Genomic DNA, 25,997 nt, shown 5'->3' on the forward strand with positions numbered 1-25,997 from the left:
AAAGCGTAAAAAGACGAGCAAGATCTAGTCAAGTGTGTTATAATAAGGCAGTTAAATTGAAAATTGAAGGAGCATATAATGAAGCGTATTGGTGTTTTGACCAGTGGTGGTGACGCACCTGGTATGAATGCTGCCATTCGTGCAGTTGTTCGCCAAGCAATCTCAGAAGGAATGGAAGTATACGGTATCAATGAGGGCTATGCTGGAATGGTTGCCGGAGATATCCATGAATTGTCTGCACGCTCAGTAGGAGATATCATTTCTCGTGGTGGTACCTTCCTCGGTTCAGCTCGTTATCCTGAATTTGCCCAATTGGAAGGTCAATTAAAAGGGATTGAACAGCTGAAAAAACATGGTATTGAAGGCGTTGTTGTTATCGGTGGTGACGGTTCTTACCACGGTGCGATGCGTCTGACAGAGCATGGTTTCCCAGCAATTGGTTTGCCAGGAACAATCGATAATGATATCGTAGGAACAGACTTTACCATCGGTTTTGATACAGCTGTGACTACAGCTATGGATGCCATTGATAAGATTCGTGACACATCTTCTAGTCACCGTCGTACCTTTGTGATCGAAGTAATGGGTCGCCATGCAGGTGACATTGCCCTTTGGTCAGGTATCGCATCAGGTGCGGACGTTATCGTTGTGCCGGAAGAAGAGTTTGACATCAAGGATATTGTTGCTCGCATCAAGGCAGGTTATGACAATGGTAAGAAACATAGCATTATTGTCTTGGCAGAAGGTGTTATGCCAGCAGCTCAATTTGCTGAAGAATTGAAAGCAGCTGGTGACACAAGTGACCTTCGTGTGACTGAACTTGGTCACATCCAACGTGGTGGTTCACCAACAGCTCGTGACCGCGTTCTTGCGTCACGTATGGGTGCTCACGCTGTTAAATTGCTCAAAGAAGGCCGTGGCGGACTTGCTGTCGGTATCCGCAATGAGCAAATGGTGGAAAACCCAATCCTTGGTACTGCCGAAGAAGGTGCCTTGTTTAGCCTCACTGCTGAAGGTAAGATTGTCGTTAACAATCCGCATAAAGCAGACCTTGACATGGCTGAGTTGAACCGTAACTTGTCTATCTAATAGATAGTCTAGAAAATTAGTTATTAAGGTCATAAGACCAGAAATAAGAAGGAGTTTAGTTAAGATGAACAAACGTGTTAAAATCGTTGCAACCCTTGGTCCTGCGGTAGAATTCCGCGGTGGTAAGAAATTCGGTGAGTCAGGTTACTGGGGTGAGCAGTTGGATGTTGAAGCATCAGCTGAAAAAATTGCTCAATTGATTACTGAAGGTGCTAACGTTTTCCGTTTCAACTTCTCACATGGTGACCATGCTGAGCAAGGTGCACGTATGGCAACTGTACGTCGTGCAGAAGAAATCGCTGGCAAAAAAGTAGGTTTCTTGCTTGATACAAAAGGTCCTGAAATCCGTACTGAATTGTTCGAATCAGGCGAAGGTGAGTACGCTTATAAGACTGGTGACCAATTGCGTGTTGCTACAAAACAAGGTATCAAGTCAACTCAAGAAGTGATTGCCTTGAACGTTGCTGGTGGCCTAGACATCTTCGACGACGTTGAAGTTGGTAAGCAAATTCTTGTTGACGATGGTAAACTAGGTTTGACTGTTATTGCCAAAGATGAAGAAAAACGTGAATTTATCGTTGGTGTTGAGAACGATGGCGTTATTGCTAAGCAAAAAGGTGTAAACATTCCTTACACTAAGATTCCTTTCCCAGCGCTTGCTGAGCGTGACGATGCGGATATCCGTTTCGGTCTTGAACAAGGTCTTAACTTCATCGCTATCTCATTCGTTCGTACTGCACAAGACGTTGAGTCAGTTCGTGCTATCTTGAAAGAGACCGGTAACGAACACGTACAACTCTTCTCTAAAATCGAAAACCAACAAGGTATCGACAATATTGATGAAATCATCGAAGCTTCAGATGGTATCATGATTGCACGTGGTGACATGGGTATCGAAGTACCATTTGAAATGGTTCCAGTTTACCAAAAAATGATTATCAAGAAAGTCAATGCAGCTGGTAAAGCAGTTATCACAGCTACAAACATGTTGGAAACAATGACTGACAAGCCACGTGCAACTCGTTCAGAAATCTCTGACGTCTTCAACGCTGTTATCGACGGTACAGATGCTACTATGCTTTCAGGTGAGTCAGCTAACGGTAAATACCCAGTTGAATCAGTTCGCACTATGGCAACTGTTAACAAAAACGCACAAACTCTTCTTAACGAGTACGGTCGTTTGAACTCTGACACTTTCAACCGTTCATCTAAAACTGAGGTTGTGGCATCTGCGGTTAAAGATGCTTGCCACTCAATGGATATCAAGTTGGTCGTAACAGTTTCAGAAACTGGTTACACTGCGCGTGCTATCTCTAAATACCGTCCAGATGCAGACATCTTGGCAATTACTTTCACTGAGAAAGTTCAAAAATCATTGATGCTTAACTGGGGTGTCATCCCAGTTGTGACAGACCGTCCAAACTCAACAGACGATATGTTCGACTTGGCTGAGCGTATTGCTAAGGAAGAAGGACTTGTTGTTGCAGGTGATAACATTGTAATCGTTGCTGGTGTACCAGTAGGTGTAGCAGGTTCTACAAACACAATGCGTGTGCGCACCGTACAATAATAATTAAATTGAGAAGTCTATTGCGGAAGCGATAGACTTTTTGCATGAGCCAAATCAAAAATCCTACCATTTGGCAGGATTGTCGTATTATCTTTTAATATAATTGGCAGGCTCATAAGGACTTCTGTCAAAATTCGTATCCTTGCCCAGAATTTCTTTGGCAATTTGCCAGCCGATAAAGGGGCCATTAGTCAGGCCAGAAGAGCCCAGACCACTGGCCACCCAGATATTGTCCATTTCAGGAACAGTTCCGTAAAATGGTGCGTAGTTGGAAGTATAGGCCCTGGTACCAATACGAGTACGGACCACAGGGTAGTTGGCCAAATCAGGCATAAATTCCGCAGATTTTTCATGCATGGTTTGGATTTTTTCAGGGTCAAGGGTCAAATCATAGCCCATATTATCCTCGTGGGTGGCCCCGACAATGATTTTTCCATTCTCAAACGGCAGGATGTCAATTTGACCATAGGGCATGCAGACTGGCCAGCCGCTGGTATCAAAATCTGTATCCAATTCCAGAAGCTGACCTTTTTGTGGACGGACATCTACCTGATAGCCGAGAGGTTCCAGCATATCTGGCAACCAGGAACCGGTAGCTAGGATAATGTGGTCGGCAGTTAGTTCTCGCCCATCCAGCTGAACAGTTCCTTCATCTATCAGTCTAGCCTGTCCCTGCAATAGAGCTCCGCCATTTTCCAAAAACTTTTCCTGTAACAAGTCAATCAGTTTTCCACCGTCGATACGGCCGCCGCCTTCCAGGTGGATACCGTAGAAATCAGGCTTGAGTGGTGGTAGATAGTTGCTGACTTCTTGTCCTTCAAGAGTAGTGATGTCTCCAATGGTAGGGGTGTCTAGCCTGCGGTCTTCTGCGATTTTCTTGATTTTGTCCAGGAGTTCGGGCTTGCTTTTAAGGCCAATGGTTCCAGTTTGCTTGAAGGGGATGTCCTTGGCTCCTGCACTTTCTAAATCAGCTACCAACTGGCGGTAGAAGACAGCACCTTTCGAGGTCAGGCGGTACCAGTCCTTGTTTTTCTTCTGGGCCATCCAGGGGCAGATAATGCCAGCAGCAGCACGGGTAGCTGTACCAACACCGTGGTCAATCAGTGTCAGGTCAATATTGCTATCTTGAGAAAGGTAGAAGGCAGCGGTTGAACCAACAATGCCTCCACCAATAATGATGATATGTTTCTTCATAATGTTCATTATATCACAAATTCAGGAGTTTATTTATTTTTTCCCCCATGTTACAATAGAATCTAGAAATCAAGGAGAGAGATTGTGTCTGATATTATGTATCCAGAGGTTCTGACGCTTGGGAGCGGAGCCGTCAAAGTAGCAACAGTGGGAGACAGTCTGACCTATGGTTATGGGCTGGACAATCGTGAAAAGGATGCTTATCCGTCTATTTTGGCTGAAAAATTGGGTCACCACTACCAGGTGTCCAACTTCGGTCTTAGCGGCCGTTCCCTCCAATCGACAGCAGATTTTCCCTATTTCAAGGAAGAAAATGCCCAACTGTCCTTGGAGAGCGAGGCTGACATCGTCATCATCATGATTGGTAGCAATGATAGCCGGGGACCTTACTGGAACAAGGAAGGCTTTCGGCGAGAGTATAAGGAAATGGCAGAGCGTTATATGGATTTGCCCAGCCAGCCAGACGTCTACCTGGTTATCCCGCCTTTCGTGCCAACCAGCCGCTTCGGCCTCAATAACCAGATTATCGAGGAAGAGTTGCAGGCTATCATTCCTCAAATCGGTCAGGAGCTGGGCCTGCCTGTCATCAATCTCTATCCCATAACCAAGGGGAAACTGGAGTACTATAGCGATGGCCTGCATCTCAGTCCGCTGGGCAATCAGGTCATTGCCCAGGAAATTTATCGTCACCTCCAAGGGTAAATGTCAAGTATTTTCATGAAAATATGCTATACTAATAGAGATTGGAGAGATTATGGTAAAGAGAGACCTTTTTCGCCAACTCTTATTGTTGGTATTGCTGATTTTAGGAATTATTGGGCTGAGGGTATGGTTGTTTGAACCAGTGCGTATTACTTCAACCATGGCCAATGACTACATTAAGCGAAATGATGTCATTATCGCCCTAAAGAATACAGAACTCAAGCATGGGGAATTTGTCCTATACGAACACGAGGGCAAGGAACATGTTAGCAGGATTATCGCCCTCGAAGAGGAAACAGCGACCTATCTAGATAATGTTCTCTACCGCAACCAAAAGATTGTGCGTGAGGATTATTTGGAGCTTATCCCGGAGCAGGAGTATTATACGGAAGACTTGACGATTGAAACCCTAACAGGCGGGGAGTTTCAGGTTATTCCCAAAGGTAAGATTCTGGTCTTAAATGATAATCGAATGGACCGGAATGATAGCCGCAGCTTTGGTTTGATTGATCAGAGTGACATTATAGGGCGCTTGAGCTTTAGAATCAGCCCCTTGTCAAAATTTGGCTTTATTGAAACAGGACTAACCCAATAGAGGTTGGTTCTTTTATTTTCAAAAATTTTCATCGAAAATTAAAAGTTGACTATACCAATTTAATGATTGACAAGTTTATAAGTCTGTTATATACTGTTTTTACTGGTCTTTGTAGTAGAAAATCTGACTAGACCAATTTATTGAAAATGAATGAAAGTCGGTGTAGCAAACACCGAGGTGATAGGATATGTGTGGAATTGTTGGTGTTGTTGGAAATACAAACGCAACAGATATTTTGATTCAAGGTTTGGAAAAATTGGAATACCGTGGTTATGATTCAGCTGGTATTTTTGTGACCGGTGGTTCAGAAGACCACCTGGTTAAGGCTGTGGGTCGTATTGCAGAACTTTCCGCTAAGGTAGGGGATAAGACAGATGGCACAGCTGGTATCGGCCATACACGCTGGGCTACCCATGGCAAGCCAACTGAAAACAATGCCCACCCTCATACATCCCAAACAGCTGGCCATATTCTGGTCCACAATGGTGTGATTGAGAACTATGCTGAAATCAAGGCAGACTACCTGGCAGGCCATGATTTTAAAGGGCAAACGGATACTGAAATTGCTGTTCATTTGATTGGACAATTTGCCTCAGAAGGCTTGTCAACTTTGGAGGCTTTCAAAAAGGCACTTCATATCATCCAAGGTTCGTATGCCTTTGCTTTGATTGATGTGACAGATGCGGATACGATTTATGTTGCTAAGAATAAATCACCACTCTTGATTGGTCTGGGTGATGGCTACAACATGGTCTGCTCCGATGCCATGGCTATGATTCGTGAAACCAGTGAATATATGGAAATTCACGACAAAGAATTGGTTATCGTGAAAAAAGACAGTGTTCAAGTTATGGACTACGACGGCAATGCTATCGAACGTGGAAGCTACACTGCTGAGCTTGATCTGTCTGATATCGGTAAGGGAACCTATCCTTACTACATGCTCAAGGAAATTGATGAGCAACCAGCTGTCATGCGTAAATTGATTGGCGCATACACAAATACTGATGAACAAGTAACAGTTGATGCGGAGATTGTCAAGGCAGTACAAGATGCTGACCGTATCTATATCCTAGCAGCTGGTACTTCCTACCACGCAGGATTTGCCGCAAAAGACTTCATGGAGAAGTTGACGGATACACCAGTTGAGCTGGGGATTTCTTCTGAATGGGGTTATAATATGCCGCTCTTGAGCCAAAAGCCCCTCTTTATCTTCATCAGCCAGTCTGGTGAGACAGCGGATAGCCGTCAGGTTTTGGTTAAGGCCAATGAAATGGGCATTCCAAGTTTGACGGTGACAAACGTTCCAGGCTCTACCCTGTCTCGTGAGGCCAACTACACCATGTTGCTCCATGCTGGTCCAGAAATCTCTGTTGCTTCGACCAAGGCCTATACTGCTCAGATTGCAACTCTAGCTTTCTTGGCCAAGGCTGTTGGGGATGCCAATGGAAATACCTATGCCAAGGAATTTGATTTGGTACACGAATTGTCCATTGTTGCCCAGTCTATCGAGGCTACTTTATCAGAAAAAGATATTATTGCTGAGAAAGTGGAGAAACTACTTGGTACAACTCGAAATGCCTTCTATATCGGACGTGGCAGCGACTATTATGTTTCTATGGAAGCGGCTCTCAAGCTCAAGGAAATTTCCTATATCCAGTGTGAAGGTTTTGCTGCTGGAGAGCTCAAGCATGGTACCATTTCCCTGATTGAAGACGGTGTGCCGGTTTTGGCCTTGATTTCAAATAATCCTCATCTGGCCAGCCACACCCGTGGAAATATCCAGGAAGTGGTGGCGCGTGGTGCTCATGTCATGACTATCGTTGACGAGGCCATTGCCAAGGAAGAGGATGACTTCACAGTGACTAGTGCTCACCCATTCTTGTCTACCATTGCCATGGTTGTCCCAACCCAATTGATTGCCTACTATGCGACGCTCCAACGTGGTCTGGATGTGGACAAACCGCGTAACCTGGCGAAATCAGTAACAGTTGAATAAGCTTGCAAATCCACCTGTAAATTTGGTGGATTTTTGCATGAATATTCGATTTTTGTGTGAAATTTATGAAAAATTCTGACAAATTTCTTTCAAATCGCCCAAGTTTCTGCTATACTAGATAAGATAATAACTCTTTTGGGAGATGTTTATGGATTATATTTTGGAAGTCTTGCCCCCCTTGGTGGATGGTGCTTTAGTCTCCTTACAAGTATTTGTTTTAGTATTAGTCTTGTCCTTGCCTTTGGGAGCTGTCTTTGCCTTCCTCATGCAAATCAAATTCAAGCCCTTGCAGTGGCTCTTGCATTTTTATGTACTTATTATGCGAGGGACTCCCTTGCTCCTGCAATTGATTTTTGTCTACTACGTCTTGCCGAGTGTGGGGATTACATTTGACAGGATGCCAGCGGTGATTACTGCCTTTACCTTCAACTATGCGGCTTATTTCTCTGAGATTTTCCGTGGAGGAATTGAGGCTATCCCAGCTGGTCAGTATGAGGCGGCTAAGGTCTTGAAATTTACACCTCTTCAGACTATTCGCTACATCGTCTTGCCCCAGGTTGTCAAGATTGTCCTACCAAGTGTCTTCAATGAAGTCATGACCCTGGTCAAGGATACCTCTCTGGTCTACGCCCTGGGAGTTAGTGACTTGCTCTTGGCCAGTCGAACTGCTGCCAACCGTGATGCTAGTCTAGCACCTATGTTTATTGCAGGAGCCATTTACCTGCTCATGATTGGAGCGGTTACGCTGGTTTCTAAACAGGTTGAAAAGAAATTTGATTACTACAAATAGGAGGAAGTCATGTTAGAATTACGCAATCTATCCAAACGATTTGGCAACAAGCAGATTTTCTCCAACTATGATTTGGTCATCCCGGAGGGGAAAATTGTCGCCATTGTTGGTCAATCCGGTGGCGGTAAGACTACGCTTCTCCGTATGCTGGCAGGTTTGGAGACCATTGATGAAGGTACTCTGATTTACAATGGTCAAGAACTGCCAGTCGAGGAATTGGAGAAACGACATTTGCTAGGCTTTGTTTTCCAAGATTTCCAGCTTTTCCCCCACCTTTCAGTATTGGAAAATTTGGTCCTCTCCCCTATTAAGACACAAAATATGTCGGCTATAGAAGCAGAAGACAAGGCCCGTAAACTTCTGGAAACACTAGGCCTGGCCAACCACGCAGCAGCCTATCCTTATTCTCTATCAGGAGGGCAGAAGCAGCGTGTGGCCCTGGCTCGCGCAATGATGATTGATCCTGAGATTATTGGCTACGATGAGCCGACTTCGGCATTGGATCCTGAGCTACGAAAAGAAGTTGAAAAGCTGATTTTGGAAAACCGTGCGACAGGAATCACGCAGATTGTGGTAACCCACGATATGCAGTTTGCTGAAAATATCGCAGATGAAATTATCAAGATTGAACCGAAGCATTAAAGAGGTAAGACATGGTGAAAATGAAAAACATAATTCTTGGAGCAACAGCTCTTGTAACAAGTTTGGCCCTTGCAGCCTGTGGCTCAGGCAGTTCTACTACAGAGTCAGACAATTGGTCTACTTATGAAAAAGATAAGTCAGTGACTATTGGTTTTGATAAGACCTTTGTCCCGATGGGATTTGAAGAAAAAGACGGTCAATACACTGGTTTTGATATCGAATTAGCAACAGCTGTTTTTGAAAAATACGGTATTACGATTGATTGGCAACCGATTGACTGGGACTTGAAAGAGACAGAGCTCAATAACGGCAATATTGATATGATTTGGAATGGCTATTCCATTACAGATGAACGCAAGGAAAAAGTTCTTTTCTCTGATGAATACATGGACAACCAGCAAGTTTTGGTGACCAAGAAATCATCTTCTATTGCTGATCCAGCTGGCATGAAGGACAAGGTTCTCGGTGCTCAAGCAGGTTCTGCAGGTTATTATGCATTTACATCTCAGCCTGAAATTCTTAAGGACCTGGTAAAAGACGGTGATGCTAGTCAGTATGCGACCTTCAACGAGGCCCTTATCGACTTGAAAAATGACCGTATCGACGGGCTCTTGATTGACCGTGTGTATGCCAATTACTATCTGCAAAAAGAAGGTATCATTGATGACTACAATATCATTGATGCTGGCTATGCTAACGAGGCCTTCGGTGTTGGTGTACGTAAGTCAGACAAGACCTTGGTAGACAATATCAACAAAGCTTTTACAGAGCTTTATAAAGAAGGTAAGTTCCAGGAAATCTCTGAAAAATGGTTCGGAGAAGATGTGGCAACTGATGCTGTGAAAAACTAAGCAAATAAAAATTCTCAACCGTCATTTGGCTGAGAATTTTTTTCTTTACAGTTTTTTAGAAATCTGATGGAAGACGACAGTCCATTCTTCGTGGCGGCGCCAGAGAGAGGTGTGGACATAGTCACCGATTTCAAAGGTGACCAGTTTGGATTTTTGACTGACAGATGTCATTTGATAGTTGGACAAGTAGGTGGACTGGACCTGGTGCTGTTCCAGCATGCCATCCTTGTCATGATAACGTCCTTTGGCATCAATCAGGAGATAGGCTGGGTCAATCAAGTCCTCATAGCCTGGTGCATGGGTCTGAATTTCAGTTTCATAACGGAAGAGTTTGTCGTAAACATGCTCGTAGATTTCATCATGTGGAATTTCAGATGGTTCTACGTGTATATCTACATCAAAAACACCATGTTTGAGTGTTAGGAGTTGCTCAACCTGCTCGGTGATTTCATGGCTTTCGTAAACAGAAAGGTCAGGATTCATTTCCAAGACAATATCCAGATAAATATTGGCGCCGTAGGTTCGGCCTCGCTGGGACTTGACGGAGACTATCTTGGGGAGCTTGAGGATATCCTCTTCGTACTTGTGGAGCAATTCTTCATCGAAACCGTCAGATAGGCTGAAGAAACTTTGCATGAAGATGTCGTAGGCCGTTTTCAGGATGAAGAAGGTGATGACGATGGCTGCAACCTTGTCAACAATACTGAGGTTGAAGGCGGCAGCAAAGACAGCAACGGAAGTTCCAATTGACGTAACTGCGTCGGATAAATTGTCCTTGGCAGCTGCTTCAAGTCCTTTGGAATGGACTTTTTTAGCCAGTCTGCTGTTATAGATATAGACCCCAATCATGACCAGGGCTGAGAAAATACCCACCAGGGCACCCAGCATATCGACTTGAACCACTTCCTTGCTCAGGAGTTTTTCAATGGTTGAATAGAGGACCTGAAAACCAACCATAAACATGATGAAAGAGGTAATCAGGCTAGCAAGGTCTTCCATTTTCCAATGGCCAAACTTATGGTCTCTATCAGCCGGTTTTTGGGCCATTTTCAAGCCAATCAGCACGGCCACATTTCCTATGATATCAGAGAGGTTGTTGAAGGCGTCGGCTCGAAGTGCATCGGAATGAAAGAGCTCGCCAGCAGCTAGTTTGAGCCCGGATAGGAGGATGTAGGCTGAAATGGAAATCTGTGCACCACGTTCGGCTAGTTTGAGATTGCTTGTCGGTTGATTGTTCATCTGGTCTCCTTTTTAAGCTAATATTGTACCAAAAAAACCACCTAGTTTCAATCTAGGTGGTCGGTGTCTGGTACCAGCGTTTTTGAATGGCTCTGTACACTTGCAAGAGTACGGTACCGCTGGCCATACCGATAGGAATGATGAGGCAGAGGGTCAGGACACTGGTGATATTGGCAAGGGTTTGGGCATAATCTCCAGAAACAAAATAGGTCGTTGTCATATAGGACCGATAGCCAGGGACTAGAGGAGCCAGGATAGCCAGAGAAAAAATGATAGAGGGTGTCTTGAGTAGGATGCTCATGACCTGGCTAATCATGGAGCCAATGACCGCTGCCAAAAAAGTGGCAATGAGCGGATTGGTTGGTCCCTGCAGTAGGAGATAGAGGAGCCAGACAAACATTCCTAGAAGTCCTCCGGGAACCAGAAGTTTCCGAGGAACATTGAGGATGACCATGAAGGTAATCATGGCTAGAAAAGAAGCTACAGCTTGTAGTAAAAAATTCATAAGTTACCCCACGAGTAAGAGTGCAACAGTGGTCCCTGCACCCAGGGACAGGATAATTAGAGCCGTTTGAAAGAGCTTGGTCATGCCGGTATTGATATGGTTGGTCATCAGATCTCGGACCGCATTGGTCAGGGTGATACCAGGCACAAAGGGCATGACAGCGCCAGCATTGATAAGGTTGGGATTGATAGCCAGGCTGGTGTATTTCTCTAGTAGGTAGGCGGTTAGGGAAAATAGCAGAGCTCCACAGAAGGTAGTCACAAAATCAATGCCGATAAATTTCTCAATCTGCAGCGAGAGGGGAAAGGCCAGAGCGGTTGCAGCAGCAGCGCAAAAAGCATCCAAGGCGGAGCCGCCGAACATAATGGTAAAGAAGGGAACGGCAAAAATAGCCGCCAAAATCAGCTGGCCAGTCGTGTAAGGTGCTTTTTCCAGTTTGATAGCAGACAGGATTTCCCAGGCCTCTTTAGGGCTAATCTGGCCTTCAACCAGCGAACGAGAGACCTGATTGACATCGCAGACCTTCTGCATATTGTAGCTGGAGGAGACAATTCTCTTCATCCGGGAAATGTTGGTGTGGTCAATGGAAAAGAAAATGGCCGCTGGAATGGCCAGCACATTGGCATCCATTATCCCATGAGAATGGGCGATGCGAATCATGGTATCCTCCACCCGATGAATTTCCGCCCCGCTTTGGAGTAAGATGCTACCGGCCAGCATAAGCACGTCAATGACCAGGTCTTGCTCTTTTTGTTTCATTTCATCCCTAGCTCTTTCCTTGGTGTTTTAGTTTATTATATCAAAATCAGCTCTGGGAAGAAGGATTTTTATAAATAATGAGCAAAATAGTTGAAAAATATTCGGATTGCAGTACAATTGATTGGTCAACGATTGACAAATCAACAAATGGGAGAAGTCATGTCAAGCATGGAAGAGGTACTTTACTAACTGAAAATTACCGAAGAGGCCATTACCAATCTATTTGAAAAGCGGTTGGGGATTTCCCTGACCCGTTATCGGATTCTTCAGATTTTGCTAGAGGAGACACCACTTCACCAAACAGCCTTGCAGGAGAGGCTTGGAATTGACCGCGCAGCCATTAGCCGGCATCTGAAAATTTTGGAAGAGGCGGCTTACATCCGTCGTGAGCGAAACCCTGACAATCAGAGGGAAATTTTGGTTTACCCGACCAAGAAAGCGCAGAAGGATTTGATTGATAGCCCGCCCAGCCAGCATGTGGTGGTCAAACGGGCTATGGAACATATCCTAACAGCTGACCAAGTGGAGCAATTTCAGCAGATTCTGACCAAGCTAAGTGCAGGCTTGAAAGACCTCCCTCTATAACTATTCTTAAGGAGATATAGCATGTCTATTTTTACAACTATTTTAGCTACCATCGTAGCATTGGAACACTTGTACATTATGTATTTGGAAACTTTTGCTACTCATTCGGACTCGACCAGCCGTGTCTTTAATATGGCCAAGGACGAGCTGCAACGCAAGTCTGTAACCACCCTGTTCAAAAACCAGGGAATCTACAATGGCTTACTGGCCCTTTTCCTACTTTACGGAATTGTGACTGGCAATCTTGAAATTGTGACCTTATTTGTTCTCTTTGTTATCGGCGCAGCTGCTTATGGTGCGATTACTTCAAGCCCTAAAATTATCCTGAGCCAAGGAGGTCCAGCCATTTTGACCCTCTTGTCACTTTTGATATTTAAGTAGTCAAAAAGCCCCCGAGCTGGAGGGCTTTTCGTGTACTCTTACTGAACATAAATGTCGCCATTTTGGCTATGCAGGGTCAACTTGTTTTTTGCATTTGGATTACCATGAGTGGTTTGTTCGCTATCTTCATCAGCAGAAAGTTCTTCGATTGCAAGATCCTTCAGGCTTTCCTTATGAATGGTCAGGTCAATGTCACCGTCGTAGGCCAAGACATCATAGTTGCCGATGACTTGCAGCCCAGTGGCGCGAATGTTGCCATTTTCTACGGTCAAATGGTTGAGCTGGTCACTACTTGAGTCTTCCACATCTTCTAGTTTTACTTCCTGCAAATCAATATCTCCATCCCAGACTACGATGTTAGTTGAGTGAATGGTGGTTTTCTTGGCCAAGAAGTTACCGTTGATAATAGAAATATCCAGTTTGTCAACGGTCATATCTTCAAGATTGGCATTTCCATCAAAGAGTCCGCCGGTCAATTCATCCAAGTGGCTACCGGCTGGCAAGAGCAGGGTCGGTGTGGTGAATGTTTGGGTTTGGTTCTCTTGGAGCATTTTTATTCCTTCTAGGAAATCGTCATAGCGAAACCCCTGTTCGTTATTGTCTTCAATGGTTAGACTGCCATTTATCAGTTCGTAGACAATAGGACTGCCGTGTTTCTTGCTGACTTGAAAATAGAGGGTCGGTTTTTCGACATCACTTGTAGAGATTGTGAGATTGGTGGAGCTATTGATTTTTTGCAAGTTGTCAAATTCAACCTGCTGGACCTGGTAGGAATTTTCTAGGTGATTTCCGATTTCATGCCAGCCACCTAGTAGGAGACCCAGCAAGGACAGAAGGAGGCCAGTTGCTAGGGTAATGAGAGTGTAGCGTGTGCTGGATTTAAGCTGTTTCATAGCGGTCTCCTTTCGGCAATAACTGTTGAATAAAGTGAAGGCTGGCCTGCAGGAGCTTATGGCCGATAAAAATGGTCGCCTTGATGCCCAAAATTCCCAGAGCTATTCCAATCAAGGATAGGCCGGTGACCAGGATGCCTGAGCTGATAGCAGTGGTAAAGAGTTCAAAGGCTGATAGAAAGCCGGAAATTCCTAGGCTAATCAGGGCGATGCAGATGCTGGCCATGGCTAGAACCAGGGCTAGGACGAGGAGGATGAGGCTCACAAAGAGAGCCAACACCACCAGACCCAGAATCAAGCCCATGGGAGCAGCCAAGATAGACAGGGTTACCAGAAGTAGACGGTTGCTGGTGCTAGGCTTTTCTCCACTGACTTCTTTCTCATAGAGATTAGCTAAAATATCACTAGCAGCTTGCTTGGGACTGCCCAATTCTGCGATAACCTGGTCTTCGTTCTCAGGTCCAGCCTCGTCAAAGTATTCATTAAAATGTTCCATAGCATCATGGAAATCTTCTTGTGGCAGGCGTTTGAGATAGCCAGCCAATTGGTTCATATAGTCTGCGCGTGTCATCATTTTCTCCTTATTTGACAGTAATACTGGAATCGCTTGCGTCCAAAATCAGAGTAGGGGTGATGCCCTCCAGCAGGTATTCCAGGTGGAGCCAATCATCGTCACGTTCTAGGTGAGCAGCAATTTCCTGAGGCAAATGGAGCAGGCTATCGTCTGTTTCCGCTAGAAGATTGCTCTTTTGGGACATGCCCAAGGTGACCACAGAATCTTTGATTTCAAGGGCAAGTTCTCCCTGCCAGGTGGATTGGTTCATTGAAAGGTGACAATCCGCAATCTCCACATGCCCCTTGCCGAGGTTCAGACCTGTCAACATGAGGTTGCAATCTGCTGTCTGCCAGTCAAGGGTTGAACAACTAGAATCCTTGCACGTAAGGTTGATGTCTTTTGCCTCCATGATCCAGTTTTGGGCAGTGATGTGCTTGAAGGAGAGATTGCTATCGCTGGTTTCTGTTACCGTTAAGCGGTCCACAGTCAGGTTGTTGATAACCAGATTGGCATCGGTCAAACGAATATCTGCTGTGTGCAGGGCAGGTTTCTGGGGAAGTTTGAGGACAGTTTTTTGTCTGCTGTCTGAGTAAGCCATCCCAAAGCCCTTTGGTATCTCCATAGAAGAAAGGAGGAGTGTGTCGCCATCCAGGCAGAAGGTAAAGGGCTGGTAGTTGCTATCAAGAGAGGCGGGGGAGAGGAGGCTGGCGGAGTCCTTGTCCCAGCTCTCAATTATCAAGGTTTGGTCCTCCAGCTGGAGGTTAAGGCGTTGGAAGTTTGGCAAAGGGGTCTCCACAGTCTCAAAGTCGAGGGGCTTGGTGTCCTTGAAGCTGAAGTTCTTGAAAAAATTCTTCCAGTCCCAGGTCAAATCAACACGTGGTGGCTCCTGGTTCTCTATCAGGGCATCTTCAGGCAGGTTAGCTATGATTTCCTGAGCAGCAGAGATCGGATCGCCTAGCTCTGAGATAGTCGCCTGGTCATCATTTCGGTCGTCGAAGTATTCTTGGAAATAGTCCATGGCCTCTTGTTTGGCGGTTGGATTGAGTTTGTTGAGTGCTTGTTCAAGCTGTTTTAAATAATCTACACGTATCATTTTCGTAGGCTCCCTTCTATTATTCCGTCGATATTGTCCTTGTAGGCTGTCCATTCTCCCTTGAGGAAGGGGATGTGGTTGCGGCCGGCAGGAGTAATGGTGTAGTATTTGCGTTTGCGTCCTTGAAATTCCTGGCTGTAAGTGATTACATAGCCGGCCTTTTCCAGTTTTTTCAGAATAGGATAGAGCGTGGACTCTTTTATATCGGCCACTATCTTGATGGTTTGACTGATTTCATATCCGTAGGAATCCTGCTTTTCCAGCATGGCCAAAATCAGAAATTCTATCAAGATAGAGGAAACGGGGTAGTACATAAGCTCCCTCCTTTTATTGTGTAAATATTTTATATATAAATAATATACCTATCATTTCCTAAAGTCAAGTAATTATATAAATTTTTTATATATTTTTTAAAAAAGTAAAAGCAACCCTTCCAGCTAGAAAAAGTTACTTCATTTGATATTAGTCGATAAAGAAAGTTTGTGGACCTTGGTAACGGCTTCTGTCATTGAAGGCGATGTAGACATTGAAAAGTGGTGTAAACAAGACATAGAAGATGGCTTGAATATCAGACAAACCAAATGCTTTACCATAGCAGTAAGTCAAATAAATGCCATAAAGTGGTCCAGCAAGTGGGATGAGTAGGAATAGGATAAACCAGCCCTTGTCTTCGCTGAATGTGATACATTGTTGGATATAAAGGTTGTAGAAAGGAATGAGGGATTTCCAACCAGCATAGCCAGCTTTTTTAAAGAGGATGAAGTTGGAAATGGCAAGGAGGACATACCAAATGAGTGAAAAAATCATACCGGCTCCCCAAAGCCCAACTAAAATACCTTGTGCAAATGTTTCTTCTGTCATAATAAAACTCCATTTCTTTTTGATGGTTCTATTATAACGGTATTATTTAAATAATACAATAGTTATATCGAACAATTTTCAAAAAAAGTAGATTTTTTCAGAAAACCTACTTTTCCTTCTTATTTGTAAGCTACAATACCTAAAATCACATCAACAGCTTTTTCCATGGTTTGCAGGCTAACGAACTCGAAGCGGCCGTGCATATTTTCACCACCTGCGAAGATATTTGGCGTTGGAATGCCCATGAAGGAAATCTTAGAGCCGTCTGTTCCTCCACGAACAGGCTCAATCAGTGGCTTGATACCCAGATTTTCCATGATATCCTTAGCAATGTTGATTGGAGTCATGTCTTTTTCGATGATTTTCTTCATGTTGTAGTATTGGTCATGTAAGTTGACAATGACACGTGGCGTATCAAAGTTGTCATTCATTTTATCAGCAATGTCCAGCATGAGCTGTTTGCGGGCAAGGAAATCCTCTTCCTCAAAGTCACGGATGATATAGGTGGTAGAAGCAGTATCGACACTGCCTACCATGTTCATCAAGTGGAAGAAACCTTCGTAACCTTCAGTTTTTTCAGGGCGGTCTGCTTCTGGAAGAGCATTGTGGAAGTCAATGGCTAGCTGGAAGGCGTTGATCATCTGGTCCTTGGCAGATCCTGGGTGGACATTGCGTCCAAGGAAGTCAATCTTGGCAGCAGCAGCTGAGAAAGTTTCGTACTGGAGTTCCCCCAGCGGTCCACCGTCCATGGTGTAGGCAAAGTCCACATCAAAATCTTCCACATCAAACTTGTCAGCACCGACACCGATTTCCTCGTCAGGACCAAAACCGACACGGATTTCGCAGTGCTTGATATCAGGATTTTGGACTAGGTATTCGATAGCCGTCATGATTTCTGCAATTCCTGACTTGTCATCAGAGCCTAGCAAGGTGGTACCATCTGTGGTAATCAGGGTTTGACCCTGGTAGTTGGCAAGTTGAGGGAAGTCTTTTGGATGCAATTCATAGCCAGAAGTTCCTAAAGCGATTGGGTTACCGTCGTAGTTTTCGATGATTTGTGGGTTGACACCATCTGCGTTGAAGTCAGCCGTATCCATGTGGGCAATGAAACCAATCTTACGTGTCAAACTTGGGTCGTTGGCAGGGAGTGTTCCCACAGCAAAGCCATTTGGCAGGTAGTGGACATTCTGTAAGCCAATCCGTTCCATTTCAGGCAGAAGGATATTCTGTGCGAACTCAACCTGGTTTTGAGTAGATGGAGTGGTGGTTGAGTTCTCGTCAGAGCGGGTATTTTCTTTGACGTAGACTAAAAATCGTTCGAGTAGTGTTGGGTATTTCATGTGGTCTCCTTACTTGTTCAAAATGTGTTTTTCAATAGCCTTGGCCACACCGTTGTTTTCATTGCTGTCGGTGATATCTTGGGCAATGGTCTTGACTCGCTCATTCGCATTTCCCATGGCGATGCCCAGTCCTGCAAAGGCAATCATTTCCAAGTCATTATTGGCATCGCCAACAGCCATGATTTCCTCAGGCAATATTCCTAGACGGTCAGCCAATTTTTTCAGTCCAGAGGCCTTGCTAGCACCGTTTGGCAGGATTTCCAGCAGGTATTCTTGACTGCGAACGGTCGAATATTTCTGGCTGAGGACAGGATTGTGGGTATTTTCAAAAGCATCAATGGCCTCTTTTTCACCGACAAACATGGCTTCAAAGAAGCGGTGTTTGCCAGATTTTGCTTCTTCTAGGTCGATGGAAATAGGTGTCATCCCAACCAGACTGGCATCATGAATAACGGTTTCATTTGCTTTTTGTGCAACGACAAAGAAATGGTCTTCGTCGAAGAGTGTGAGTTGAACCTCATCAGTATTTGTAAATGTGTCAAGGTAGTCCAAGTCTGTCTGAGTCAGCTCCTCCCAGTCGATCAGACTCCAATCCTTAGTCAAATGGGTCGAGCAACCGTTGTTGACGATGATGTACTCGTCTTCTTGGTCAAAGCCCAGCTGTTCCACAAAAGGCTTGACACCTACCAGGGGACGACCTGTGCAGAGTACGACGGTCACACCAGCAGCAACAGCCTGGTGGATGGTATCAATCTGTGGCTGGGTCAATTCCTTCTTCTCATTAAGCAGGGTTCCGTCCATATCAAGGGCGATTAGTTTAATCATAGGCACCTCCGTATAGTTCTGATATTAGTATAGCATAAATTGAAAAAAGTCGGAATCAATAGTGGAAGAATCCAAAAAATAATCAGGAAAATTTCTCTATTTTTGCTAGAAATATTTTTGACAAATCTGTAACAAAAACTTAATGTTTTGAAGAAATCCAAGCGGGTAAAGGACTTGATGAAGTTAGCTTAAAAAAGTAAATAAAAATAAGGGGAAACATACCTGTCGGAGCTTGCAAATGCTATCAAATAAGGTTAGAATAAAGAAGCGAGTATAATAATGACTCAACTGTAATATGTTTTTATATTAAACTCATGCTAAGAATGTAGGAGAAACGAATGACGAAGAAGATTGCAAAAACAGCAGGTTTTGCTGCTGCAACAACATTGGCTGTCCTAGGACAACAAGCAGTAGAAGCTAGTGAAGTAGTCGTGCCGGCAGAGCCAGTAGCTGATCAGGTATTAACTACAGAAGCAACAGATGCAACAACCACTACCGATTCTACAAGTAGTGAAACAGCTTCACCAGTAACAGAGGAAGAGGTTATCGCTGCTGAAGACGTTTATAAGGCAGCTGAAGCTGAGCAAGTAGCCCAAGAAGAAGTTGTGGCAACTGCAACTGCGGAAATGGACAGCACTCAGGCACAATTGGACCAGATTGATAGTGAGATTGCTGCAATTGACAGTGCTCAAACGATTATTGAGAATGCTCCTCAGATTATCGAGCAAACTGAATCAAAAATTGCTAGCGAGGAAGCAACGATTGCTCCTGCTGAAACAGCTATTGCAACCGCAGAATCACTTGTGGCGACTGAGGCAACTGATTTGGCAACAGCTAAAGCTGGCGAAGTAGCAGCTAATCAAGTAGTGGCAGATGCTGAAAAAGCTCTTGCTGACGTTAAAGCAGACTTAGCGGAAGTTGGTCTTGAAAGTGCTCAAACAGCAGTAGACAATCTCAAAACAACTGAAGCAAAGCAGATTCAGCAAGTTTCAAGCCTTGATAACGCTGTTAAAGTAAATGAAACTGCTCTTACAAATGCTGAAAAGGCGCTGACTTCAGCACAAACAACTGCTAAGCAAGACTTAGATAAAGAAATTAGTCAAGTCAATGCAGAATTGTCAGCTAAGAAGACGGAGTTGGCAAATACACCAGCAACAACTACGAAGACAACAAATACGGTTAAATCTGTAGTTGGTAGCAATAAGATTACCTTGCCAAGCTCTTACATCAACACAGCCTACCCTGCTCTTAAACAAATTGAGAATGCTGGTCATACAGGCTCTACAGCTTTCACTAGTCTTGCAAATCAAAATAAATCAAAAATTGTAGTTGCCAGTCAACAAGGAACTTATGGTATTCAATGGGGCGGAAGCGGTGTGAACACCTACCAATCAATTGCAGCAGATAAAACTCGTACAATTGACCCTGCTAACCTTACCAAGGAAGTTCAAAATGAGATTGCACAGTTTACAGCAGAGATATTGAATGGGGTTCGTACACAACTGGGTTTAGCATCAGTTGCTGTGACAAGTTCAGCCCAAGATTTTGCTAAGCGTGTTGCAAGTGCTTACAATAGCAAAGGTTTAAGTACACTTAACCATGATTTCATAGCTATTGGTTCCGCAGCAACAGCAAGTGGTCTTAAATCTTCCGATAATCGTGGCTACGAGTCCTTGGGGGACTTTGGACATGCTACAACAGTCGATCAGTTAAAAGGGCTCTTCTACAACTCATTGGTTTATATGCTCTTTAACGATGAAGGTTCTAGCTTCGGTCATACGATTTCGCTCCTGCAAAATTCAGGCAATGATACTTATTATCTTGGTGCCACATCACGAGTTGCCTCAAGTCAATTCCGCAGTACCAAGGCTACGCAGACTCAAATTTACATGATTCCTTCGTCGAATATTGTAAGTTCAAACTTTAGTCAGACGCCAATTACAGGTACTACTAGCACAACAGTTGACAACACAAATGCGATTAACAAGCTCAAGGAAGAAATTAAAACTCTCGAGACAAAATTGTCTAACTTGAAAAGTACTAACTTGGCATCTGCACCTATTGTTGTTGCAGCGAATCAAACACTTCGTACGGCTAAAAATCGTTTGCAAACAACTAAGGATAACTTGGCAACAGCGAAGGCTACACTTGAACAGACTCAGTATCAGTTGACAGTTGCTCAGAAGAATTTAGCTTCGCTTACTGCACAGAACCAACAACTCCTAACGAAACAAGGACAAGCTCAAACAGCACTTGCTAAAGCGCTTGTGGCTCAAAAAGCAGAGGTGGCAAAAGTTGCTCAAGCTAAAGAAGACTATAAAAAGGCAGTAGAAGCTGAAACGGCTGCCAAAGACAAATTAGTTGAAATTCATGGTAGAATTGCTGGCTTGAAAGAGAAAATTGCTGAGACAGAGAAATTGGTTGCAAATGCAACAACTTTGATTGCAGATAAAGAGCGACTAGAGACACAGAAATCTATTTTGGCTGGTCTCTTGTTGAAGCAAAAAGCAGACTTGGTTGAACAATATGATATTCTTAAGGATAAAACTGCTCTGACTGTTGAAGCAAAAGAAGAGTATCTTCGTCTGCTCAACTTGTACCGCTTGGCAACTGGGAACAATGTCTTCCAGCTTCCTGATGGAACAATTGTTGCTGTACCAGCGGTAGCTCCCACAGCTGATGCATTGCCAGAAGGTGAACTTCCTATTCTCACTACTCTAGTATCTCCTACAAATCTAGGAAATACACCAACGGAAGGCTCAAATATTCCTCAAGGTTCAGGAGTTGCAGCTGCTGGTGGTGCCGGTGCTGCGGGTACAAATGGTTCAGCTGGAACTGTTAACCTTACTTCTTTGAGTGCGGGTGTTGCTCCTGCTCAAGGCACAAGCCAATCAAATTCTGCTAAGTCAGAATCTGAAAAAACATTGCCAAAAACATCATCAGTAAATTCAGATATCATGGCAGTTGTTGGTATGATGTCAATGGGACTTACTTTTGGACTCGCAAAAAAGAAACGCGATGAAATCTAATATTCATGATTAAGGGAATCAATTTGATTCTCTTTTTCTTATTACTGAATTAACATATACTCTCTAATAAAATATCAACATAGAGAAAAAGAGGTGTCCTTATGTATGAAGAACTGGTTTAAAAATTAAAGCAGTTGGAAATTTCTTATGATATGGTTGAGCATCCTACTGCCCTGACAACCCAGGAGGCTGATTATTATATTGAGGGAATGGAAGGTGTGCGGACCAAGTCCATGTTTTTGACCAATAAGAAAAAGACGGCCTTTTATCTCTTGATTATGGACGACCAGAAACAGCTGGACATGGAGTCTTTAAGGAAATGGTTGGTGCCAACCGCATTCGCATGGCTTTAAGCGACAGTCTCTGGGAAAAGATGCGATTGCCTGCGGGGAAGTTCCATATTTGGTTTGCTCAATAATCCCCAGAAAGATATTGAAGTCTATTTTGATAGGGAAATCTTGACGGAAAAGATTCTGACATTTCATCCAAATATAAATACCAAGACAATTTTTGTGGCAACCCAGGATGTTCTTGCTTTTGTAGAAAGTTTGGGTTTTGATATCCATATCGTCGACCTGCCATAGGATAATAAAGCACTGTCAACAATCGGCAGAGTTTTTTGTAAATTTTCCTGAAAAATTGTATAATAGAAATGACAGCTACATGTGTAGCAGACTGTAATTCGACTTGCGTCTGAACTGTGAGGAGGCAAGGACCGTTGGTATGAAAAAATAAACTGGGCAGGTATGATTGCCCCAAAGGAGAAAAGATGAGTAGCATAAAAATCATGGCGCTCGGTGGTGTACGTGAGAACGGAAAAAATCTCTACATCGCTGAAGTCAATGAGCATATTTTTGTATTGGACGCCGGAGCCAAATATCCTGAAAATGAACAGCTGGGTGTGGACGTGGTCGTGCCAAACTTTGATTATTTGGAAGAAAACAAACAGCGTGTGGCTGGCGTTTTCTTGTCCCACGGGCATGCGGATGCCATTGGTGCCCTGCCTTACCTGCTGGAAAAAGTGAAGGTACCGGTTTTCGGTTCACACTTGACGGTGGAATTGGCAAAATTGATTGTTAAAAACAATAATTCTACCAAAAAATTCAATGATTTCCATGTCATCGATGCAGATACGGAGATTGATTTTGGTGATGCGGTTGTATCCTTCTTCCAGACAACCCACTCCATTCCTGAGAGTTTGGGTGTGGTCATCAAGACTGACCAGGGCAATATCGTCTATACTGGTGATTTCAAGTTTGACCAGGCAGCTGATAAGCTCTACCAGACGGATTTTGGTCGCTTGGCTGAGATTGGTAACGAGGGTGTCTTGGCCCTACTTTCTGACTCTGCCAATGCGGATAGTAAGGTTCAGGTGGCCAGCATGAAAGAGGTGGCCAATGAAATTTACAATACCATTTCCGACTGGGAAGGTCGTATCATTGTAGCAGCAGTGGCCAGCAATATTACCCGTATCCAGCAAATTTTCGATGCAGCTGACAAGACGGGTCGTCGTGTCGTTCTGACTGGTCATGACGTGGAAAATATTGTCCGCACAGCTATTTCCCTGAAAAAATTGAAGTTGGTCAGCGAGCGTCTTTTGGTCAAACCTAAGGAAATGAACAAGTATGAGGACCATGAGCTGATTATTCTTGAAACTGGTCGTATGGGTGAGCCCCTCAATGGTCTGCGTAAGATGTCAATCGGTCGCCACCGCTATGTGGAAATCAAGGATGGAGATTTGGTCTACATTGTAACGACACCAAGTATTTCTAAGGAAGCGGTTGTTGCCCGTGTGGAAAACATGATTTATAAGGCGGGGGGCACCGTCAAGTCTGTGGCCAAGAACCTGCATGTGTCTGGTCACGGCAATGCGCGTGATTTGCAGCTCATGCTCAATATCATGAAACCCAAGTATCTCTTCCCGATTCAAGGTGAGTATCGCCAGCTCAACGCCCACGCCAAGGCTGCGCTGGAAATTGGCATGTATCCAGAAAATATTATCATCGTCAAACGTGGTGATGTTATGGCCTATGAGGATGGTGATTTTGTCCACAGTGGGGCCGTTCCAGCAGGGGATATCATGATTGATGGTAATGCCATGGGAGATGTGGGAAATGTGGTCCTCCGTGACCGTAAAATCCTATCAGAGGACGGTATTTTCATCGTGGCTCTGACGGTCAATCGCCGTGAGAAACGCATTATTTCTAAGGCGAGGGTCAATACCCGTGGCTTTGTCTATGTCAAGAAGAGCAAGGACATCCTGCGTGAGGCATCTGATTTGGTCAATGCCAGCGTGGAAAACTACTTCACCAAGGATAGCTTTGACTGGTCAGAACTGAAGGCAACTGTCCGCGATGACCTGGCAAAATTCCTCTTTGACCAAACCAAACGTCGCCCAGCTATTTTGCCGGTGATTATGGAAGTAAAATAAGAGAAAATAAGTGATGAGAGCCAGCCCAAACTGGCTCTTTAGAATAGGAGAAAGCAGATGGCTATTATGAAAATTGAATATCATTCGGAGGCCTTGGATATGTCACGGCAGGTTAATGTCATTTATCCAGACCGCAATCGTATTCCTAACCCTGATGATAAGGACATCCCAGTCCTCTACCTCTTGCATGGGATGGGTGGCAATCAGGATTCCTGGCTCAATCGCTCGACCATAGAACGATTGGTACGCTATACCAATCTCATCGTTGTCATGGTTAATACGGACAAGGGCTGGTACACTAATACGACCTACGGCATGAATTATTACGATGCCATTGCCATTGAACTGCCGCAGGTTCTCAAGCGGTTCTTTCCAAATATGTCCGACAAGCGGGAGAAAAACTTCATTGCTGGTCTGTCCATGGGCGGATATGGTTCCTTCAAGATTGCCCTGTCTACCAACCGTTTTTCATACGCGGCCTCGCTTTCTGGTGCCCTGGCCTTTGATTTTGACAATGAAGGGACGGCTGATTTGGGAAATCTAGCCTACTGGACGGGTGTGTTCGGAGACATTCATAATGCTAAGAATCCAAATAATTTGACAGAGATTGCCAAGCAGTCAGATAAGAAAACCAAGTTTTACGCTTGGTGTGGAGAGGAAGATTTTCTTTTTGCAGGTCATGAGAAGGCTATTGCTGATTTGAAAAAGATGGGCTTGGACATCGAGGCTAGTAAGGGACCTGGTAAGCACGAGTGGCACTATTGGAACCAGCAAATCGAGTACGTCCTCCAATGGCTGCCGATTGACTTTGAGTTGGAGGAAAGACTATCCTAAGCTGCTTTAAGGTAAATTTTAGCTTTATTTGCTATACTGTTGACCATCTCCAGAAAGAGGTATAGTCTATGAAATTAATAAAAAGTGTCCTTGGATTTTTCCTAAGAATTCTTACTTGGTTGGTCAGTTTGATTTGGAATTTTATCTGGTCGACTGTTTTAATCACAGCTCTGGCCCTGGCTTTGCTCTTTGTTTTTCAGAGGGAAAATGCCTACCAAACCTTGGATAGGGTTCTGCAGGAGGCGGAGCTGATTGTCAAAGGACAGTCTCCAGTCAAGCTACAAGAGGGTGTCGATACTATCAAGCATCTGGCTACGGATACTGTCAACACAGGCGACCATGGACGGTGGGAAAGCAATCGTGCTACGGTATATATTGAGAGCCAGGAGCCAATTTTACGCCAGGCCTACGTGCAGGCCATTGCCAATTGGAACCAGACAGGTGCCTTTACGTTTGAGTTGGTCGATAGCCCGGAGGCAGCAGATATTATTGCGACAGATGTCAATGATAGTACTACCCAGGCTGCTGGGGAGGCCAATTCGACGACCAATCTTCTGACCAATTTTTATACCAGTGTGACGGTGAGACTCAATCGTTACTATCTTTTAAATCCCCAATATGGTTATGAATTTGACCGAATCCTGCACACAGCTGAGCATGAGCTGGGGCATGCCCTTGGCTTAGGCCATGAAGATGGCAGAGCTTCTGTCATGGAGTCTGCAGGGTCCTATACAGGCATTCAGCAGGAAGATGTGGATGCGGTCATTCAGCTTTATGCAAACAACTAGAAAGGATTTATTTTGATTAAGTTCATTAAGCGTTATCCCGAACAAGCTTTTCTCTTGCTTTACAATGCTGGTATCTTTGTCTGGCTGCAGTCAACCAGCTCAGCCATTGTCCGCCAGCTTGGTCTGACCACCGACTGGCTAGAGAAAATTCCAGCTCCCTTGCGAGCAATGGCAGGCTCAAGCCTGACTGGTATGGATAATCTACTCAATTCATCGGCCTGGGGCTGGTTGATTGTGTCCATGATTTTGATGCTTATCGTCCGCTTTGTCAAAGGCTTGATAAAATTCCTGATTTTGCTTATCATTATCGGAGGCGGGCTATACCTTGTCTGGCAACATTGGGAACTCTTGCAAGGCTTTGTGAATTGATGAAATCCAGTCCAGAGCTGGATTTTTTGCTACTATAATTGTAAAAGTAATGTTACTATTAATTAAGTTGGGAAATA

General features: G+C 44.3%; 26 protein-coding genes and 1 pseudogene. 16 read left to right on the plus strand and 11 right to left on the minus strand.

Translation table 11 applies throughout. The annotated features are described in order from the left end of the window. The first annotated feature begins 78 nt into the window (after positions 1-78). Both pfkA and pyk read left to right on the plus strand, forming a co-directional pair. Positions 79-1,089, plus strand: a complete 1,011-nt coding sequence (gene pfkA / locus ACHBID_RS00205) for a 6-phosphofructokinase (protein ID WP_105111855.1) — start codon at positions 79-81, stop codon at positions 1,087-1,089. Between the two features lie 64 nt (positions 1,090-1,153). Beyond that, positions 1,154-2,659 (plus strand): pyruvate kinase, encoded by a 1,506-nt coding sequence (pyk, locus tag ACHBID_RS00210; RefSeq protein ID WP_105111854.1) that lies wholly within the window; start codon positions 1,154-1,156, stop codon positions 2,657-2,659. Positions 2,660-2,746: 87 nt separating this feature from the next. On the opposite strand, the gene ACHBID_RS00215 is transcribed toward pyk, so the two are convergent. Then, the gene (locus tag ACHBID_RS00215) at positions 2,747-3,853 is read right to left on the minus strand and encodes an NAD(P)/FAD-dependent oxidoreductase (RefSeq protein WP_394731364.1); all 1,107 of its coding nucleotides are present in this window, start codon (positions 3,851-3,853) and stop codon (positions 2,747-2,749) included. 84 nt (positions 3,854-3,937) lie between these two features. Between ACHBID_RS00215 and ACHBID_RS00220 the strand changes: the two genes are divergently transcribed. From ACHBID_RS00220 to ACHBID_RS00245, 6 genes are all read left to right on the plus strand, one after another. Then, positions 3,938-4,555, plus strand: a complete 618-nt coding sequence (locus ACHBID_RS00220; protein WP_172096014.1) for a GDSL-type esterase/lipase family protein — start codon at positions 3,938-3,940, stop codon at positions 4,553-4,555. Between the two features lie 52 nt (positions 4,556-4,607). Continuing rightward, positions 4,608-5,150 (plus strand): signal peptidase I, encoded by a 543-nt coding sequence (gene lepB / locus ACHBID_RS00225; RefSeq protein ID WP_172059452.1) that lies wholly within the window; start codon positions 4,608-4,610, stop codon positions 5,148-5,150. A 187-nt stretch (positions 5,151-5,337) separates the two neighbouring features. Next, a complete protein-coding gene (glmS, locus tag ACHBID_RS00230) occupies positions 5,338-7,149 on the plus strand; it encodes a glutamine--fructose-6-phosphate transaminase (isomerizing) (protein ID WP_394731363.1) in 1,812 nt (603 codons plus the stop codon). Positions 7,150-7,297: 148 nt separating this feature from the next. Continuing rightward, complete coding sequence (locus ACHBID_RS00235; RefSeq protein ID WP_105111849.1) at positions 7,298-7,939, plus strand: amino acid ABC transporter permease; 642 nt, start codon at positions 7,298-7,300, stop codon at positions 7,937-7,939. A gap of 9 nt (positions 7,940-7,948) precedes the next feature. Then, positions 7,949-8,581, plus strand: a complete 633-nt coding sequence (locus ACHBID_RS00240; RefSeq protein WP_105111848.1) for an amino acid ABC transporter ATP-binding protein — start codon at positions 7,949-7,951, stop codon at positions 8,579-8,581. A 20-nt stretch (positions 8,582-8,601) separates the two neighbouring features. After that, on the plus strand, positions 8,602-9,432 hold the full coding sequence (locus ACHBID_RS00245) for an amino acid ABC transporter substrate-binding protein (protein WP_394731391.1): 831 nt from the start codon (positions 8,602-8,604) through the stop codon (positions 9,430-9,432). Between the two features lie 45 nt (positions 9,433-9,477). Here ACHBID_RS00245 and ACHBID_RS00250 read toward each other — a convergent pair whose 3' ends face one another. The 3 genes from ACHBID_RS00250 to ACHBID_RS00260 are packed head-to-tail and all read right to left on the minus strand — an operon-like array spanning position 9,478 to position 11,935. Then, positions 9,478-10,671 carry a cation diffusion facilitator family transporter gene (locus ACHBID_RS00250; protein ID WP_394731362.1) on the minus strand — a complete coding sequence of 398 codons (1,194 nt, stop codon included), beginning with the start codon at positions 10,669-10,671 and terminating at the stop codon, positions 9,478-9,480. 52 nt (positions 10,672-10,723) lie between these two features. Next, complete coding sequence (locus tag ACHBID_RS00255) at positions 10,724-11,176, minus strand: threonine/serine exporter family protein (RefSeq protein ID WP_394731361.1); 453 nt, start codon at positions 11,174-11,176, stop codon at positions 10,724-10,726. 3 nt (positions 11,177-11,179) lie between these two features. Beyond that, complete coding sequence (locus tag ACHBID_RS00260; protein ID WP_394731360.1) at positions 11,180-11,935, minus strand: threonine/serine exporter family protein; 756 nt, start codon at positions 11,933-11,935, stop codon at positions 11,180-11,182. Positions 11,936-12,124: 189 nt separating this feature from the next. Between ACHBID_RS00260 and ACHBID_RS00265 the strand changes: the two genes are divergently transcribed. Continuing rightward, on the plus strand, positions 12,125-12,520 hold the full coding sequence (locus tag ACHBID_RS00265) for a MarR family winged helix-turn-helix transcriptional regulator (protein WP_394731390.1): 396 nt from the start codon (positions 12,125-12,127) through the stop codon (positions 12,518-12,520). Positions 12,521-12,541: 21 nt separating this feature from the next. Next, positions 12,542-12,901: a DUF1304 domain-containing protein gene (locus ACHBID_RS00270; RefSeq protein WP_105160124.1), complete on the plus strand. Its 360-nt coding sequence runs from the start codon at positions 12,542-12,544 to the stop codon at positions 12,899-12,901. A gap of 38 nt (positions 12,902-12,939) precedes the next feature. Here ACHBID_RS00270 and ACHBID_RS00275 read toward each other — a convergent pair whose 3' ends face one another. The 7 genes from ACHBID_RS00275 to ACHBID_RS00305 form a co-directional block, all read right to left on the minus strand. Next, on the minus strand, positions 12,940-13,794 hold the full coding sequence (locus ACHBID_RS00275; protein ID WP_105160125.1) for a DUF4097 family beta strand repeat-containing protein: 855 nt from the start codon (positions 13,792-13,794) through the stop codon (positions 12,940-12,942). Continuing rightward, complete coding sequence (locus ACHBID_RS00280; RefSeq protein WP_394731359.1) at positions 13,781-14,365, minus strand: DUF1700 domain-containing protein; 585 nt, start codon at positions 14,363-14,365, stop codon at positions 13,781-13,783. The genes ACHBID_RS00275 and ACHBID_RS00280 overlap by 14 nt, the downstream gene beginning before the upstream one ends. Before the next feature lie 10 nt (positions 14,366-14,375). Next, positions 14,376-15,443, minus strand: coding sequence for a DUF1700 domain-containing protein (locus ACHBID_RS00285; protein WP_394731358.1), 1,068 nt, complete (start codon positions 15,441-15,443; stop codon positions 14,376-14,378). Further along, entirely contained in the window at positions 15,440-15,757 is a 318-nt protein-coding gene (locus tag ACHBID_RS00290) for a PadR family transcriptional regulator (protein WP_257117576.1), read from the minus strand. Before ACHBID_RS00290 ends, ACHBID_RS00285 begins: the two co-directional genes overlap by 4 nt. A 148-nt stretch (positions 15,758-15,905) precedes the next feature. Next, on the minus strand, positions 15,906-16,304 hold the full coding sequence (locus ACHBID_RS00295; RefSeq protein ID WP_105111840.1) for a DUF5684 domain-containing protein: 399 nt from the start codon (positions 16,302-16,304) through the stop codon (positions 15,906-15,908). 119 nt (positions 16,305-16,423) lie between these two features. Further along, a complete protein-coding gene (gene pepT, locus ACHBID_RS00300) occupies positions 16,424-17,644 on the minus strand; it encodes a peptidase T (RefSeq protein WP_105111839.1) in 1,221 nt (406 codons plus the stop codon). 9 nt (positions 17,645-17,653) lie between these two features. Further along, on the minus strand, positions 17,654-18,469 hold the full coding sequence (locus ACHBID_RS00305) for a Cof-type HAD-IIB family hydrolase (protein WP_105111838.1): 816 nt from the start codon (positions 18,467-18,469) through the stop codon (positions 17,654-17,656). 338 nt (positions 18,470-18,807) lie between these two features. On the opposite strand from ACHBID_RS00305, the gene ACHBID_RS00310 reads away from it, so the two are divergent. The 6 genes and pseudogenes from ACHBID_RS00310 to ACHBID_RS00335 all read left to right on the plus strand — a co-directional run bounded on the left by ACHBID_RS00310 (position 18,808) and on the right by ACHBID_RS00335 (position 25,920). Further along, on the plus strand, positions 18,808-21,498 hold the full coding sequence (locus tag ACHBID_RS00310) for an SEC10/PgrA surface exclusion domain-containing protein (RefSeq protein ID WP_105111837.1): 2,691 nt from the start codon (positions 18,808-18,810) through the stop codon (positions 21,496-21,498). A 152-nt stretch (positions 21,499-21,650) separates the two neighbouring features. Beyond that, positions 21,651-22,082 (plus strand): annotated as a pseudogene (locus ACHBID_RS00315) (YbaK/EbsC family protein). A 185-nt stretch (positions 22,083-22,267) separates the two neighbouring features. Next, a complete protein-coding gene (locus ACHBID_RS00320; protein ID WP_394731357.1) occupies positions 22,268-23,929 on the plus strand; it encodes a ribonuclease J in 1,662 nt (553 codons plus the stop codon). Between the two features lie 57 nt (positions 23,930-23,986). Then, positions 23,987-24,763, plus strand: a complete 777-nt coding sequence (locus ACHBID_RS00325; RefSeq protein WP_105122655.1) for an alpha/beta hydrolase family protein — start codon at positions 23,987-23,989, stop codon at positions 24,761-24,763. A gap of 68 nt (positions 24,764-24,831) precedes the next feature. Continuing rightward, positions 24,832-25,551: a M57 family metalloprotease gene (locus tag ACHBID_RS00330; protein WP_105110742.1), complete on the plus strand. Its 720-nt coding sequence runs from the start codon at positions 24,832-24,834 to the stop codon at positions 25,549-25,551. A 12-nt stretch (positions 25,552-25,563) separates the two neighbouring features. Beyond that, positions 25,564-25,920 (plus strand): hypothetical protein, encoded by a 357-nt coding sequence (locus ACHBID_RS00335; RefSeq protein WP_238143406.1) that lies wholly within the window; start codon positions 25,564-25,566, stop codon positions 25,918-25,920. Positions 25,921-25,997: the final 77 nt, after the last annotated feature.

Origin of the sequence: Streptococcus sp. A25, from assembly GCF_043674095.1 — a bacterium.
Lineage (GTDB): Bacteria > Bacillota > Bacilli > Lactobacillales > Streptococcaceae > Streptococcus > Streptococcus suis_V.

Bases quoted from the DNA above. Each gene is read 5' to 3' on its own strand.
- ACHBID_RS00275 (WP_105160125.1), bottom strand. From the start codon at position 13,794: ATGAAACAGCTTAAATCCAGCACACGCTACACTCTCATTACCCTAGCA.
- ACHBID_RS00305 (WP_105111838.1), bottom strand. From the start codon at position 18,469: ATGATTAAACTAATCGCCCTTGATATGGACGGAACCCTGCTTAATGAG.
- ACHBID_RS00295 (WP_105111840.1), bottom strand. From the start codon at position 16,304: ATGACAGAAGAAACATTTGCACAAGGTATTTTAGTTGGGCTTTGGGGA.
- ACHBID_RS00235 (WP_105111849.1), top strand. From the start codon at position 7,298: ATGGATTATATTTTGGAAGTCTTGCCCCCCTTGGTGGATGGTGCTTTA.
- ACHBID_RS00330 (WP_105110742.1), top strand. From the start codon at position 24,832: ATGAAATTAATAAAAAGTGTCCTTGGATTTTTCCTAAGAATTCTTACT.
- ACHBID_RS00310 (WP_105111837.1), top strand. From the start codon at position 18,808: ATGACGAAGAAGATTGCAAAAACAGCAGGTTTTGCTGCTGCAACAACA.
- pepT (WP_105111839.1), bottom strand. From the start codon at position 17,644: ATGAAATACCCAACACTACTCGAACGATTTTTAGTCTACGTCAAAGAA.
- ACHBID_RS00280 (WP_394731359.1), bottom strand. From the start codon at position 14,365: ATGACACGCGCAGACTATATGAACCAATTGGCTGGCTATCTCAAACGC.
- pyk (WP_105111854.1), top strand. From the start codon at position 1,154: ATGAACAAACGTGTTAAAATCGTTGCAACCCTTGGTCCTGCGGTAGAA.
- ACHBID_RS00215 (WP_394731364.1), bottom strand. From the start codon at position 3,853: ATGAAGAAACATATCATCATTATTGGTGGAGGCATTGTTGGTTCAACC.
- ACHBID_RS00290 (WP_257117576.1), bottom strand. From the start codon at position 15,757: ATGTACTACCCCGTTTCCTCTATCTTGATAGAATTTCTGATTTTGGCC.
- ACHBID_RS00260 (WP_394731360.1), bottom strand. From the start codon at position 11,935: ATGAAACAAAAAGAGCAAGACCTGGTCATTGACGTGCTTATGCTGGCC.
- ACHBID_RS00285 (WP_394731358.1), bottom strand. From the start codon at position 15,443: ATGATACGTGTAGATTATTTAAAACAGCTTGAACAAGCACTCAACAAA.
- lepB (WP_172059452.1), top strand. From the start codon at position 4,608: ATGGTAAAGAGAGACCTTTTTCGCCAACTCTTATTGTTGGTATTGCTG.
- glmS (WP_394731363.1), top strand. From the start codon at position 5,338: ATGTGTGGAATTGTTGGTGTTGTTGGAAATACAAACGCAACAGATATT.
- ACHBID_RS00325 (WP_105122655.1), top strand. From the start codon at position 23,987: ATGGCTATTATGAAAATTGAATATCATTCGGAGGCCTTGGATATGTCA.
- ACHBID_RS00320 (WP_394731357.1), top strand. From the start codon at position 22,268: ATGAGTAGCATAAAAATCATGGCGCTCGGTGGTGTACGTGAGAACGGA.
- ACHBID_RS00250 (WP_394731362.1), bottom strand. From the start codon at position 10,671: ATGAACAATCAACCGACAAGCAATCTCAAACTAGCCGAACGTGGTGCA.
- ACHBID_RS00255 (WP_394731361.1), bottom strand. From the start codon at position 11,176: ATGAATTTTTTACTACAAGCTGTAGCTTCTTTTCTAGCCATGATTACC.
- ACHBID_RS00240 (WP_105111848.1), top strand. From the start codon at position 7,949: ATGTTAGAATTACGCAATCTATCCAAACGATTTGGCAACAAGCAGATT.
- pfkA (WP_105111855.1), top strand. From the start codon at position 79: ATGAAGCGTATTGGTGTTTTGACCAGTGGTGGTGACGCACCTGGTATG.
- ACHBID_RS00270 (WP_105160124.1), top strand. From the start codon at position 12,542: ATGTCTATTTTTACAACTATTTTAGCTACCATCGTAGCATTGGAACAC.
- ACHBID_RS00245 (WP_394731391.1), top strand. From the start codon at position 8,602: ATGAAAAACATAATTCTTGGAGCAACAGCTCTTGTAACAAGTTTGGCC.